The sequence below is a fragment of the Arachidicoccus terrestris genome, assembly GCF_020042345.1.
Lineage (GTDB): Bacteria > Bacteroidota > Bacteroidia > Chitinophagales > Chitinophagaceae > Arachidicoccus > Arachidicoccus terrestris.
Map to the genome: position 1 here is coordinate 473,574 of NZ_CP083387.1, position 14,035 is coordinate 487,608.

A 14,035-nucleotide genomic window follows, 5' to 3' on the forward strand; every position below is an offset into this window, starting at 1 on the left:
TACGATCGGTTTACGAAAAGCAGCACTCAGGATAGCTGCTCGCATTGCCGTGGCCGCATTATTTTCTTCCCTGATTATTATGTACTTTTGCATACCGTGTGTTGTCAGTCAAATGATATCGCGGAAAAATTAAACATTAGACGATCATTATATAATCATATAGTATGCAGGAATTGCCCGTTATAAGCGAAAAGCCCAGAGTGAAGAAACCCGACTGGTTGCGCGTAAAACTGCCTATTGGACAGGAATATAAACACGTACGCGGTCTGGTCGACCAACATAAGCTACATACCATTTGTGAAAGTGGCAATTGCCCGAATATGGGCGAGTGCTGGGGTGCCGGCACCGCTACATTTATGATTTTGGGTAATATCTGTACCCGCAGCTGTGGATTCTGCGCAGTGGCCACTGGCAGACCGGAGGCCGTTGACTGGGACGAACCACAACGTGTGGCAGAAGCCATCAATCTGATGAAAGTAAAACATGCGGTCATTACCAGCGTGGACAGAGATGAGTTAAAAGATGGCGGTTCCATTATCTGGCATAATACGATCAAAGCCGTTAAGGCCCTGAATCCCGACACCACCCTGGAAACCCTGATCCCTGACTTTAAAGCAGACAGAGAAAATATCCAGCGCGTGATCGATGCCGCTCCTGAAGTCATCTCCCATAATATTGAGACCGTAGAAAGGCTTACCCGTCAGGTACGCATACAAGCCAAGTATCGCCGCAGTCTGGATACCCTGCGCATACTCAAGGAAGGAGGAGCCAGAACCAAATCCGGAATTATGCTGGGGCTGGGAGAAAGTAAAGAAGAAATCGTAGAAACATTAAAAGATCTGGCCGGCGTGCAGGTAGATGTGGTCACTATCGGACAATATCTGCAGCCAACCGGCAAACACTTACCGGTTGCCCGCTTTGTCCACCCTGATGAATTTGCCGAGCTTCGCGAGATCGGTTATGAACTGGGTTTTGATTATGTGGAAAGCGGCCCGCTGGTACGCTCCTCTTACCATAGTGAAAGACATGTTGATCCCGGTTATGGCCGCGGCAAATGGCTGGAAGAGAAAGCGCTTGCCGGATAAAAGACTTTCATTTTACCATTTCCTTATATATAAGCCAAATAGCTAATAAAAAACAAATATTATCTATTTGGCTTATATTTTTTACTATAAGCTATTTCCCTTATATTTGTACAATGATAGCCGTATTAACAGGAGATATAGTAGATTCAACACACCACGATAAGGATAGATGGTTACCTGGCTTAAAGTCCAGGCTGGAAAGTTGGGGCAAAGAAGGCCAGGACTGGGAGGTCTATCGGGGAGATGAATTTCAGTTAAGACTCGGGGCTCCGGAGAGGGCACTGCTGGCTGCTTTCAGTATTAAGGCACATATAAAGGCAATAGCCGACACGGATATCAGAATCGCCATCGGACTTGGCGCACCGGAAGCTTCGGGAAATAAAAACGCGGAAAAAACACCGCTTACACAGTCCAATGGCCCAGCTTTTATTTACTCCGGTCGTAAACTGGATGAGATCAAAAAGCAACGTATTCACATGGCCATTGCTTCTGACGACCAGATGCGCGACCAGCAGTGGAATCTATTATTGCAATGGGTACTGCTCAGTGCAGATAACTGGTCAAGTGTATCTGCTGAGATCGTCGACCTGGCACTCACCCACCCGGAACTGTCTCAAACAGATATGGCAACCCGGCTAAATGTGCAGCAGTCCGCCATCAGCCAACGCCTTAAAAGAGCGGATTTCGATTTACTCTGGCAAACACTCGCCTTTTTTAAAGACAAAATTCAGTCCATATGCAGGTAAGCATCCTACCCTCCCTACCTCTGACATTTTTGTTATTGTTACTCGCACATTTACTGGGCGATTTTGTACTACAACCCAGCGGCTGGGTCAGGCAAAAATCCCGACTGGGTTTAAAGGCACCAGCCTTCTGGTGGCATATCCTGCTTCACGGATTTCTCAGTTGGATTTTTATCGCCCAGCTGAATTTCTGGCCCTGGGCTATTGCCATTATCCTGCTGCATGGCGCAGTAGATCAACTTAAATGCTCCATGGAAAACAAAACAGGGCGACGACATACGCCAAGATACCAAAGGCGCTGGTTCTGGTGGGATCAGCTGTTACACATCATCCTACTGGCTATGGTGGCTATTACATGGCAGGCGACCCAATATGCTGCTGTTGATAACGGATGGGGCCTGGTTTTTCAGCAGATAAAACAAAGCCTGGCTGACTGGTGGACACCGGATCATATTTTACTGATCACAATGATTATTTTTCTAACCCGCCCTTCAGCCATTATTATCCGGATGCTGATTACAGGATGGACACCCGCTTACAATAACCAGTTGGAAACAGATTCCCTGAAAAATGCCGGCACTTATATCGGGATGCTGGAAAGGTTATTTGTATTTACTTTTCTGATCTGTGGTCATTTTGAAGCGGTCGGTTTTTTGCTGGCAGCCAAATCTATTTTCCGGTTCGGTGATTTAAAAGCCGCCAGAGACCGCAAGCTGACAGAATATGTATTAATCGGCACCTTACTGAGTTTTGGGCTGGCCATCATCGCTGCCCTGATCTATTCACATGGAACCCTGGTGTAGAAAAGCTTGATTTTTATAGTTTAACAGGAATCAATTCCGGCCATCTGGACCAGTTTTCAAAAAAACACTATTTTTAGCGCATGGAAAATCTAACGATCAATATGGAAAATAACGAAATGCTATCCTTTGAAGATTTTAAAGACGCTGTACTAAATGACTATCGCATTGCCGTGGAAAGCAGGGAAGCCAGTCTGTTAGGCCGCAGAGAAGTGCTGACGGGAAAAGCGAAGTTCGGCGTATTCGGGGATGGGAAAGAAGTCGTTCAGGTGGCAGTAGCCCGGTTTTTTAAACCGGGAGATTTCCGCTCCGGTTATTATCGGGATCAGACCTTTGCCTTTGCCACTGGTATGGGGACCATTCAACAGTTTTTTGCACAAATGTATGCAGATGCGGATATCAATAATGAGCCGTTAAGCGGTGGCCGTAATATGGTCAGCCATTATACCACCCCCAATGTGGATGAAGCCGGCAACTGGCTGCCGCTGGTAGATATGAAAAATACCGCTTCTGATATGGCTCCCACTGCGGGGCAGATGCCCAGGGCACTGGGGCTGGCCTTCGCCTCCAAAGCCTTCCGCAATAATCCTGCTTTACAGACCGCAGCACAGTTTAAAACACTTTCTGACCATGGCAATGAAGTCTGTTTTGCGACCATCGGTGACGCCGCTACTTCAGAAGGTCATTTTTGGGAGATCATGAATGCCGCCGGTGTGTTGCAGGTGCCGCTGGCCGCTTTTGTATGGGACGACGGTTACGGCATTTCAGTGCCAACCGCATTACAGACCACGAAAGGATCTATTTCTAAGGCCATGGCAGGCTTACAAAAAGAAGAAGGCACCAATGGCATTGATATTTATGAAATCAAGGGCTGGGATTACGTGGCCTTATGCGAAGTTCTGGAACCGGCAATAGAAAAAATAAGAACCACCCATACGCCGGCACTCTTTCATATACAGGAACTCACGCAGCCACAGGGACATTCAACCTCTGGCAGTCATGAACGATATAAACCGCAGGAAAGGCTCCAATGGGAAAGAAATTGGGATTGCCTGAAAAAAATGAAGGAATGGATGCTCTCCAGTGGGCTGACCAATGAAGAAGAAATAGCCGCCATCCATCAGGAAGCAAAAAAGAAAGTAAAACTTGCCCGGGATCAGGCCTGGCAAAATTATATTGAACCACTCAAACAAGAGGCTGCAAAGGCGGCCGGCCTGATCCAAAATGTAACGACAACAACAGTCGCCAAACCAAAGATCAAAGATGCCTTGCAAGCCATTGCAACAACCCTTCGCGGCCACAAGGATCCGCTACGCAAAGACATATTGGGCGCAGTGGCAGAGGCCCTGGAACTATTGCAGTATCAGCTCATCAACCCGGAGGTCAAAGCGCTGGCAGATTATCAGCATCAAACCACGGCAGCGTGGAATCAGCTCTATGATCAGTATCAATACGACAAAGGCCCTAAGTCGCACAAAAACGTCGCCATTGTCCCGGCAGATATTCCAAGTAATGCGCCCGTTATCAACGGCTTTGAGATCCTGAACAAATATTTTGACCAACTCTTCGCCCATAACCCTGCCGTAATGGCATTTGGAGAGGATCTGGGCAAGATAGGAGATGTAAATCAGGGCTACGCGGGACTGCAGGCCAAACATGGCGTTGAGAGAATATTTGATACGGGGATCAGGGAACTTGCCATTATGGGCGAAGGAATCGGCCTGGCATTAAGAGGCCTGCGCCCCATCGCAGAGATCCAGTATCTGGACTATCTGCTTTACGGCCTGCAACCCTTAAGTGATGATGTGGCCTCTTTGCACTATCGTACGGCAGGCAAGCAAAGCTGCCCTATTATAGTACGCACCAGAGGCCACCGGCTGGAAGGCATCTTCCACAGCGGGTCCCCCATGGGAATGATCATTAATGCCCTGCGCGGATTCTATGTATGTGTACCACGTAATATGACCCAGGCCGCCGGCATGTATAATACACTTCTGCAATGTAATACACCCGCGCTCATGATTGAGTGCCTGAACGGTTATCGATTAAAAGAACAACTACCGGCCAATCTGGAAAGCTTTACGGTGCCGCTCGGCGTCCCTGAAACTATTCGTGTGGGGACAGATATTACGATCGTCTCTTATGGTTCAGTGCTCAGGGTGATACAAGAAGCCGCAGACCGGTTGGCAGCCCTGGGTATCGACTGTGAGATCCTGGATGTACAGACATTGCTGCCCTTTGACACGGAGCACCTGATCAGCAGATCCCTGGAGAAAACCAGCCGGATTCTGTTTATAGACGAGGATGTTCCGGGCGGGGCTTCCGCCTTTATGTTCCAGCATGTCATGGAAGTTCAGGGAGGATACAAATTGCTGGACGTTGCTCCCAGAACGCTACCCGGAAAAAACCACAAACCAGCCTATGCCAGTGACGGAGATTATTTTAGTAAGCCCAATGTTGAGCAGATCATCCATACCGTAAGAGAGATGATGGCCGAATAAACCTCGGACGGATTACATACACAAAGAAGCCTGCATTCGTAAAGAATCGCAGGCTTCTTTGTGTATGCAGGATCAGTCTTGCTAAGCTATACTTTGAATCAATAAACGATATTCATGCAGTTCATCCTTAAAGATCTTTAATGCCTTGCCAATATGTTTTTCCACCGTACTCAATGAGATGTCCAGTTTCTTTGAGATCGCTTTTTGACTTAACCCTTCCTTTCTGCTCAACATAAAAACCTGACGGCATTTTTTGGGCAACCTGTCGTACGCCTTATCCAGCTGATGGGATAATTCCTTGACTTCCAAGGGAGAAAAATCGGTTTTGCATAAGGGGAATGAAAAAACGGTTTTGCTATATTGCATACGGACGGCTTTGGACCGGTATTCGTTCATAATTTTGAAGCGTACGGCTTTATTGAGATAGGCACTTAAAGAACAATTGATCTCTAATGCATCTACTTTCTGATATAGGGCAACAAAAATCTCCTGCACCAAATCTTCAGCTAAAGGCTTGACACCTAACTTCTTATGGGCGATATTAAAAAGCAGCGGAAAGTACTTGCAATAGATGGCTTCAAACGCTTTGGGGTCTTTTTTAGCGCGTTTGAGCAGGGTGGCGTCTGTGGTCATTTCCGAAAAATCAGTCATTGTTTGCATCATCATTCGGTTTTTATATTGTTAAAAGTAAGCCTGCAAAACGGAATAAACAAATATTTTTGGCATTTTAATAACAGTTCCGCTACTGACGTTTGAAGGGGCCTCCAAAATTACACGGAGGCCCCTCTTTTTTAAAAGCCGGGCGGCGGGCTGGCGTTAATACATCTGGGGGTTAACAGCCATGACCGGATCCGTATTATTCCTTGACCAGTCGGGCAACATACCCACCTCCGGCCGGCATCTGAATATGGATAGCCTCTCCTTTTTTAATTTTTAAGGTCTCCATCTGAAAGTCCTTGGCATTGCGGTCCGCGTTCACTCCATCTTTCCAAACCTGCATCGTATAAGTAATGCCTTCAGGCAAGAAATCCAATGCAATATCGAGTGCCTTGGCCTTTTCCCCGGTCATTGCACCGATATACCAGTCTCCGTTTAAGGCTTCTCTGGCCATTGCCACTTCAGCCCCTACTTCACCTGCCAGGGCTACACTGCTTTTCCAGACAGAAGGCACCTGGCTCAAAAATGCCATGCATTTAGGGTTTTGAATATAATGGGTCGGAATATCACAAAGCATTTGTAACGGGCTTTCGTAAATCACATACATAGCCATCTGATTGCATCTTGTTCCCATTGTATTTGGTTCAGACGGGTTAATCGCAAACTGATCCTCATTTGCATTGGCCATACCGCCAGGCGTAAAATCCATAGGCCCTGCCGCCATACGGATAAAGGGAATGGTCGTCGTGTGTTTGGGCGTGACCAGTTTAGAGAATTTACTCATCTCATTACCCAGAACACCTTCTGAGGTCATGATATTGGGCAGGCTTCGCATCCATCCTGTTGGTTTATATGCGCCATGGAAATCCACCATAATGTGGCGTTTCGCCGCCTCTCTTGCCAGGCGTTCATAATAACCGACCATCTTCTGATCATCGCGTTGCATAAAATCAACTTTGATTCCCTTTATACCCCAACTGGCAAAACTGTCCAGTGCCATAGTCATTTGCCGGTCCATCACCAGCCAGCTGGTCCAAAGCAGTATACCCACGTTTTTGCTGGCGGCATACGTAGCCAGCTTCTGTACATGGATGTCCTTTTTCTGAGCCATAAGGTCCCTGGTATCGCACCATCCTTCATCTAAAAGAACGTATTCAATATGATGGGCTGCGGCAAAATCAATATAATACATGTAAGTGCTATCATTAATACCGGCTCTGAAAGGCACATCATAAACATTATTATAATGCCACCAGTCCCATTGAACCTTGCCGGGTTTCACCCAAGTGTAATCGCCGGTAGCAGGCCTTGCCATCTGATAGACCAGTTGATTGGTCAGCAGGTCCTTGGCAGCACTTTCTACCATCACCACCCTCCAGGGAAAGCTTCTTTTTCCAGTTACTTTGGCGATATAATTTTCCCTGCTGACAACTTTCTGGTCCCGGTCGCTGGTTATCTTCAATTCTTTAGGATAGTGTGGAAACACGGCGTGTATATTGCCCTGAGCGCCGTTTCTTATCCACATGCCCGCATAATCAAAAAGATCAGATTCGGTCACGAGTATCTGTGTTCCATCTATTTGAAATAATGCCGGCAGGCTGGCTAGCTTGTCAGCTGCCATTGTATCCAGCCGGTACTCTTTGTACTGCCTTTCATTATGAGAGTAAAAACCGTTTTCTTCAGGATACCATGTTTTAGCCGAAGCCGGCAGGTTCCAGTTCGCCTGTTCCGCCATAACATAACCGGGCTGGTCACCACGACTCACCCACCGCCAGCCAAAGCCTCTGTCATAAACGCGCCACTCTAAGGACAGGCCGTTTTTGAAGTCAATATTCAGGGCGTTGTAATGATCTTGGATTGAAGCTGATTTTTGTGGTACGACCGGATACAATACATCGTTAACACGACTGGTTGCCGACTTTTTAATTTTCCAGTCCTTATCACTATGTTCCATCTGTAATCCTAAAGCAGAGGGCTTAATCAACACTTTTCCGTCCAAGACACTCGTATAGGTAATCTCATGATCTGAGACATTCACGGCAATGGTCAGGTGCTTGTCCGGAGACTGGACCTTTAACGTTTTTTGTGCGTGAGCGGTAAATAAGCCTCCGGCAAATGAGACTCCTATTAATAATGCCATCTGACGGAAACAAATCGAGGTAATTGCCATAGTAGTTTTATTTTTTGATCAGTTTAATAGTGCAGGAAGAGCTGGCGGCCAAAGCCGACTATAAAGCATCTTTCATCGCAGCCTTATAGATGGCTTTGGCCCATTTTTTTCCAAGTACTGCGGAGCCATCTGTATTGGGGTGTAGATAAAATATGCCTTGCCGGCCATTTTCCAGTGACAGTTTTGTCGTGTAGTACTTTTTAAAATAGCTGTATGCAGACTTGTCTCCCAAAAATACCCTGCCCGGCATTGTTTTTTTATATTGTTTCACCAGTGCCTCAATTTTCGGGTTATAGCTTTCCAGACGCGCCCGTCCTTCCTTTAAATATTTGGCGCCATTTTGCGTATTGTCACTATACCACGGGGCTTCCTGGATAACGATCTTTGAACCAGGATACCTCCTTAGCAGACTGTCTATAATAATGGTTAAGTTTTGCTGATATTGATCCGGTGACACCGGTGCACCATTTGTTCCCTCAATGGCACTATCATTTGTTCCTAACATAATGGAGAACAGCAACAGCGTCGCTGATTGTTCACTGGCCGTTAAGGTAGTTTGTTCCTTGTAATAGGCATCTGCTGCATCGGCAACGTTTTTAAAGTTAGCTGTACCGGGCAAAAAATCAAGGGTCGTCGCTCCACTCCTACCGGCGTTATAGAAATCGACTGCCTTAATGAGTGCCATCTGGCCAAGCTCTGTGGCGGCTACCGCCGGCGGAGCCTGGTGTGCTTTGTCCTGAACCGCTGCACCATACGTAATACTGTCTCCTATAAAGACCACACGAAGCGTTTTCTTTTTCACGCCGTTGAATGCGGATAGGATGGCAAATACAGCAATCAGTACCCAGAGGTTTCTTTTATAATAAGTTGGCATTTAATTTTTCTTTTTAATCAACAACAAACGTTTGCATGCAACGTGCCCTTAAAGATAGGCAAAAGAATAGATATGAATACCGGTTCACGGAAATAAACACCCAACATTCTTGCTACTTTATGGTGCCGCCAGCTATCTTCATTTCACGCATGACTGCCTGCTATTCAAAACACCTGACATAGCAGCAGTCCCCATGCTGGCGCTTCAGTACCTAAAGGACGGTACAATAAGCCTATTGCTACACAATCATCCCATATTCAGAAATTCCAGTACTTTTATAGCCAAACCACTATAATAGGATTTAGCGTGAAGCAACAACACTTAATCGACGTTATCAAAGGAGATATTACAAAAATAGCCGTAGACGCCATCGTTAATGCAGCCAACACATCGCTTCTCGGCGGTGGCGGCGTAGACGGCGCTATCCACAGAGCAGGAGGTAAAGAAATTCTGGAACAGTGTGTGATGATAAGAAACCGACAGGGTGGCTGTAATGTCGGACAGGCCGTTATAACCACCGCCGGCCGCCTCCCGGCAAAGCATGTTATCCACACAGTCGGCCCCACCTGGAATGGCGGTCATAATAATGAGCAGGCCCTGCTTGCCGCCTGCTACCAAAATAGCCTCCGGCTGGCATTGGAAAATGGCGTGCATTCTATTGCTTTTCCTAATATCAGTACCGGCATATACCGGTTCCCGAAAAAGGAAGCCGCGGAAATCGCCGTGAAAACAGTACGTACTTTTCTGGATGAAAACGACCAGATAACAAAAGTCCTCTTCATCTGTTATGATGAAGAGAACTTTCAATTATATCAGGATCTGTTATAAGACCTCGTTTTATGGTTGGGCATTTTTTAGGCCCGGTGGAGCAAAGCTCTCACCGCATAGGCTCCAGGCGGACCAACTATTTAATATACCCTTTTTTAACCAGTAAGGCCATTGCTTCTATTGTCGTTGCGCCAGAAATGGCCGATCTTAAATCTCCCCACCTTTCTGCATCGCCCGGATTTTTCCACCAGGAATAACTGAACTTGATGTCGGGGCTTTTCGCCGTACCCTTCTGCCACAGATATTGCGCGTTATTTTCCAGAAATGCGATATAACGTTCCCTGTCCGGGTCAGGCAGATCCGGATTCTGGATCAGTATTGTAAAATAACGGACAAAGATACCTTTAAAGAGATTGACATCATTGCCGCCGCCGTTGCCACTTTGCTCTCCATAATCCGTCATCACGCCATATGTCTTGTTAATATTGTGGCTAATATGATAATTTGTAACCCGGATGGCATCATTTAAATAAGTAGTGTCCTTAGTAATATCATAGAGTTCGAGGGCCGCTCCCATATAAGTGCCTACATCATAGGAATAATCTCCATGTGTGTCATCGATCTTTTCAAAAATTCTGCCTGAAGAAAGAATAGTCCGGTTATATTTCATCCAGTTGTAAATCTTCTCCGCCCACTCAAGATCATTTAATCCTTCCACCACCTCATATGGGTACAACTTATATCTTCTGGCAGCAATAATAGCCGCAGGCCCGTTGGCGGGAATACCTTTTGCTTCTCCCAGGTCATCGGATTCTTTACGCCATTTAATGCCGCCACCGTCATAATCTGTCCATCCTTTTGCAATCCACTCCCAGAGTGACTTTGAGGAGGCAGCATAGCGCTGATCACCTGTAGCGGCCAGTGCCCTCATATGTGCCAGGCAATGCCAGCCCATATCATCATAAAAATCATTTTCCCAGTTGTCACTATACCAATTTTTCTTGCGGACGCCTTCATACCAGTCATAAATAGCCTGCTTATACACATCAGAGTTGGTTCTGAGATAGGCATCCACCAGAACATCCAGCCCATGGGCTTCCGGCCAGTAATCATTCCACACAATCTCCCCGTCATAGGTATTATTAAATACATGCGAGGTCTTATTCCAATACCTGGCAACAAAGGAACTGGTACTGCTGTCAGCTGCCGTTATCCAATTCACGGGGTAAAAATCCGGCTTCGTTGTTTCATCACCGTTATACGGATCCAAATATTTTTCACAGGAACAAAAAGCGACCAGCATGCTGCCGAATAGCAGCCAGACGATGGCTTTAAGGGGCCTGTTTTTATAAAGTGTATTCATGTTCAAAAATTTTAGGTTGCATTTGGATGCAGAATTTATAATGATCTGGGGCATATGGCCCTTTCTTTTAAAACCTGCTCCTTCAAAGTAACTGTTTGTTAACGCAAAAAGAGCAGGTCATTTATAGAAAAGTCAATGTAAGAAGTTAAGTATCTTGCCGATATTTAATAAACCATTCGCGGCACCTTACAGCACCATTCGGCTACTTTTTTTATTTAACGGTATGCGTATAAGGACCCGTTCCCTGCAAGAACAGTGACACAGTGATAACTTGCCCATCCAGACTGTGGTTGAACTTCCATTTATGATCCCACTGTGAGGTCTGATCCAGCAAGGTAACATAATAGTAGTTAGCGGGAGAGCTGGCATCAGGTGGACTATCCGTATCTATTTTAGTGCCCAGCTGCTCTGTCCCTGCTGAAGTTTCCATCTGGAATTTATAACGCTCATCCAATCCCCAGCTTTCTTGTTTCAAATGAAGCGTTGTAGAGCCGGACCAGACACCCAGGCCCTGATAGTCCAGATTCAGGATGATAGAATTAGTCGGACTGAAGAACACGCCAACACTTTTGATTGTCGTCATCGTTGTCCCTTTATTGGTAAAATCAACGGTAATTCTGTATATGCCGTCGCTGGCAACGCTGGAGCTTTCATCACCGGCTGCCTCTGCCAGCTTACCGTCATCATTGATATAATATGTGCTTGGCGTACCTGAGATGCGGTCTACAAACTTATAACCGGCACCGGCTTTTAATTTGGTATAAATCTCAAACTTACCATCGCTTACTTTAGTCATCTGAATGGCTTTTCCCAGGTCGTCTCCGGTTTCTGAGCCCTCCCCTGTTAGATACACATTATCAGGTATGACTTCAAAACCTTCCAGCCTTTTGACGATCAGCTCATTTTTCTGAGAAGAGACCGCCGAGCTGATGCCCCGCCAGGAGGAAACCGACCAATATATCGTCCCGGTTTCTCCGGTCGGGATGCCGGCGGCAGCAGCAGCTTTGTTGATATCAATATGTTTAATATTCGCATATAGTTCCGCTCCGCTGTTGTCAGAAGCGATCCGGTATACGGGGTTAATGGTATCAGAAGCTGAATAAAAATCTACCTCATAGCTGACAAGCTGACCGTCCTGAGCATGACTGGGCGCCCATTGGAAGAGCAGCGCAGAACCTGCCTGAGTGCTTAAAACAACCTGTTGATTATCTACGGGGGCGTAGAGCTGGTCTACAGCAGTCACCTTAGGATCTTTATATTCCATATCGCTTTTCTTGCAACCGATCATTAGGCTGAGAAAAGTAAGCACGACAAAGATTTTTGGCATTATAGTTTTCATCTCTTTACTTTTATTTATTTATGATTAGTCGGCGATTTATAGGGGCAAAAAATATCCGACTGACTGTTTAATAATTTTAATAGCCAGGATTATTGGGTTTTAAATTCTGGTTCAGATCCATTTGATCCAGTGGTACAGACCAGAGATAGTCTCTTGCATCGGAAAACTGATACTGTGCGACCCGGATATAGCCACCATCCACATTCTGATCGCTGCCGGCAAACTTAAAGCCGTGCAAATAACCATTTAAGACATCCTGTCCAATTTTCCACCGTTTTATATCAAACCAACGCAGCCCTTCCATAGCCAGCTCTACACGGCGTTCGTTTCTGATGTCTGCTCTTAATTCACTCTGGTTTTTACCAGCGGGGTAATCCAGGGCTTTGGCGGCGGTAAATCCGGCGCGTTCCCTGATGGGACGGATCGACTGATTCCACTCAGATTCATTGATTTTCCCCAGCTCATTACAGGCCTCGGCATACATCAGCAGCACATCTGCATAACGGAACATAATGATATTCAGACCTGATTCATAGTTATCACTCATGGTCCAGTCGAAATATTTATGGACATAATACCCGGTCTTGGTCTGCCTGTCTACCGGACTGATATAAGAATCGTCCGTTCCGCTACCTTTCGCGGTACGGATAATATCCACAGAACCGTCTTTGTTCAGCCATTTATAGTTATCATACACAATCGTCGCATATAATCTGGGATCCCTATTAACATAGGGATCACTTTCCTTGTAGCTGGGGTCTTTATCTGCACCTTTTACCGGCAGACCATTCATCGTCATATAACAGTCCACTAGTTCCTGTGTCGGATTATCAGCGGAGATTTCTGCTTTTTTAGAAATAGGCGCCATGGCTTTCATGTTAGACCAGGTTTTAAGGACAGGTACATACGTCATGTCCAGAATTACCTCGCTATTATACTCCTGTTCCGGTGTAAAAAGCATAAAATAACTCATGTCCTTATCCGCATCGTAGGTAAATAAGCTATAATGACCATAGGTTTGCTGGTCACTGATCATTTTTAACGTCAGGTCCTTTACCTTCTGATAATTATTTTCATACAAGTAGGCTCTGGCCTGGAAGGCCACCGCAGCGCCTAAGGTAATGCGGCCCCTTTCATCCTCACTGAGATCATCTGAAACAGGCAGATGGCCGGCTTTAATTATATCGTCCAGTTCACTATGGATAAAAGTCATTATTTCGGCCTTAGGTGTCCTTTTTATATTATAGGCATCGTCCAAAGTTATTTCATCAGTAAAGAAAGGCACATCGCCATAGTAGTTGACCAATCTGAAATAAATAAAGGCCCGGATAAAACGGATCTCATCAATCATTCTATTTTTTGAGGCCTCATCAATATCCTGAATGCGGTCAATATTACTCAAAAAAACCAGGCAGGTTTTAATGCCCCCGTAGTCATCTCTCCATTCATTTGCGAAAAGCCCCAGTGCGGGCGTTGCTTCACCCCGTCTGATCGTAAAAGGATCACTGGTTCCGTACGTATGCACCAGGTTATCACTCAGCTGCTCATCCTGCCACATATCTCCCGCGCTGTACATCTGATTATAGGCCATATTTAATACCAGCTTCGCTTTACTGGCCGAGATCCAATAGCTCGCATCCGTAAATTTGTCCGTTGGGCTAACCGTTAATTTCTGACACGAAAAAGACAGGGTTGCAGCCAAAACAGTCATTATTATATATATCGCTTTTTTCAT

Annotated in this window: 11 protein-coding genes; 5 read left to right on the forward strand and 6 right to left on the reverse strand. The window is 45.9% G+C overall.

Features of this window, described 5'->3' with window-relative positions:
• Nucleotides 1-164: 164 nt before the first annotated feature.
• From lipA to K9M52_RS01845, 4 genes are all read left to right on the forward strand, one after another.
• Entirely contained in the window at nucleotides 165-1,085 is a 921-nt protein-coding gene (lipA, locus tag K9M52_RS01830) for a lipoyl synthase (protein ID WP_224070366.1), read from the forward strand.
• Nucleotides 1,086-1,198: 113 nt separating this feature from the next.
• Nucleotides 1,199-1,831, forward strand: coding sequence for a SatD family protein (locus K9M52_RS01835; RefSeq protein WP_224070367.1), 633 nt, complete (start codon nucleotides 1,199-1,201; stop codon nucleotides 1,829-1,831).
• Nucleotides 1,822-2,631: a DUF3307 domain-containing protein gene (locus K9M52_RS01840; protein WP_224070368.1), complete on the forward strand. Its 810-nt coding sequence runs from the start codon at nucleotides 1,822-1,824 to the stop codon at nucleotides 2,629-2,631. Before K9M52_RS01835 ends, K9M52_RS01840 begins: the two co-directional genes overlap by 10 nt.
• Nucleotides 2,632-2,711: 80 nt before the next feature.
• A complete protein-coding gene (locus K9M52_RS01845; RefSeq protein ID WP_224070369.1) occupies nucleotides 2,712-5,129 on the forward strand; it encodes an alpha-ketoacid dehydrogenase subunit alpha/beta in 2,418 nt (805 codons plus the stop codon).
• A gap of 81 nt (nucleotides 5,130-5,210) precedes the next feature.
• On the opposite strand, the gene K9M52_RS01850 is transcribed toward K9M52_RS01845, so the two are convergent.
• The 3 genes from K9M52_RS01850 to K9M52_RS01860 form a co-directional block, all read right to left on the reverse strand.
• Nucleotides 5,211-5,795 (reverse strand): RNA polymerase sigma factor, encoded by a 585-nt coding sequence (locus K9M52_RS01850; RefSeq protein ID WP_224070370.1) that lies wholly within the window; start codon nucleotides 5,793-5,795, stop codon nucleotides 5,211-5,213.
• Between the two features lie 190 nt (nucleotides 5,796-5,985).
• Nucleotides 5,986-7,956: a glycoside hydrolase family 97 protein gene (locus K9M52_RS01855; protein ID WP_224070371.1), complete on the reverse strand. Its 1,971-nt coding sequence runs from the start codon at nucleotides 7,954-7,956 to the stop codon at nucleotides 5,986-5,988.
• Nucleotides 7,957-8,014: 58 nt separating this feature from the next.
• Nucleotides 8,015-8,830 carry an SGNH/GDSL hydrolase family protein gene (locus K9M52_RS01860; protein ID WP_224070372.1) on the reverse strand — a complete coding sequence of 272 codons (816 nt, stop codon included), beginning with the start codon at nucleotides 8,828-8,830 and terminating at the stop codon, nucleotides 8,015-8,017.
• A gap of 306 nt (nucleotides 8,831-9,136) precedes the next feature.
• On the opposite strand from K9M52_RS01860, the gene K9M52_RS01865 reads away from it, so the two are divergent.
• Nucleotides 9,137-9,658: an O-acetyl-ADP-ribose deacetylase gene (locus tag K9M52_RS01865; RefSeq protein ID WP_224070373.1), complete on the forward strand. Its 522-nt coding sequence runs from the start codon at nucleotides 9,137-9,139 to the stop codon at nucleotides 9,656-9,658.
• A 76-nt stretch (nucleotides 9,659-9,734) separates the two neighbouring features.
• Here K9M52_RS01865 and K9M52_RS01870 read toward each other — a convergent pair whose 3' ends face one another.
• The 3 genes from K9M52_RS01870 to K9M52_RS01880 form a co-directional block, all read right to left on the reverse strand.
• Nucleotides 9,735-10,961, reverse strand: coding sequence for a glycoside hydrolase family 76 protein (locus tag K9M52_RS01870; protein ID WP_224070374.1), 1,227 nt, complete (start codon nucleotides 10,959-10,961; stop codon nucleotides 9,735-9,737).
• Nucleotides 10,962-11,172: 211 nt separating this feature from the next.
• Entirely contained in the window at nucleotides 11,173-12,300 is a 1,128-nt protein-coding gene (locus K9M52_RS01875) for a SusE domain-containing protein (RefSeq protein ID WP_224070375.1), read from the reverse strand.
• A gap of 76 nt (nucleotides 12,301-12,376) precedes the next feature.
• Nucleotides 12,377-14,035: a RagB/SusD family nutrient uptake outer membrane protein gene (locus K9M52_RS01880; RefSeq protein ID WP_224070376.1), complete on the reverse strand. Its 1,659-nt coding sequence runs from the start codon at nucleotides 14,033-14,035 to the stop codon at nucleotides 12,377-12,379.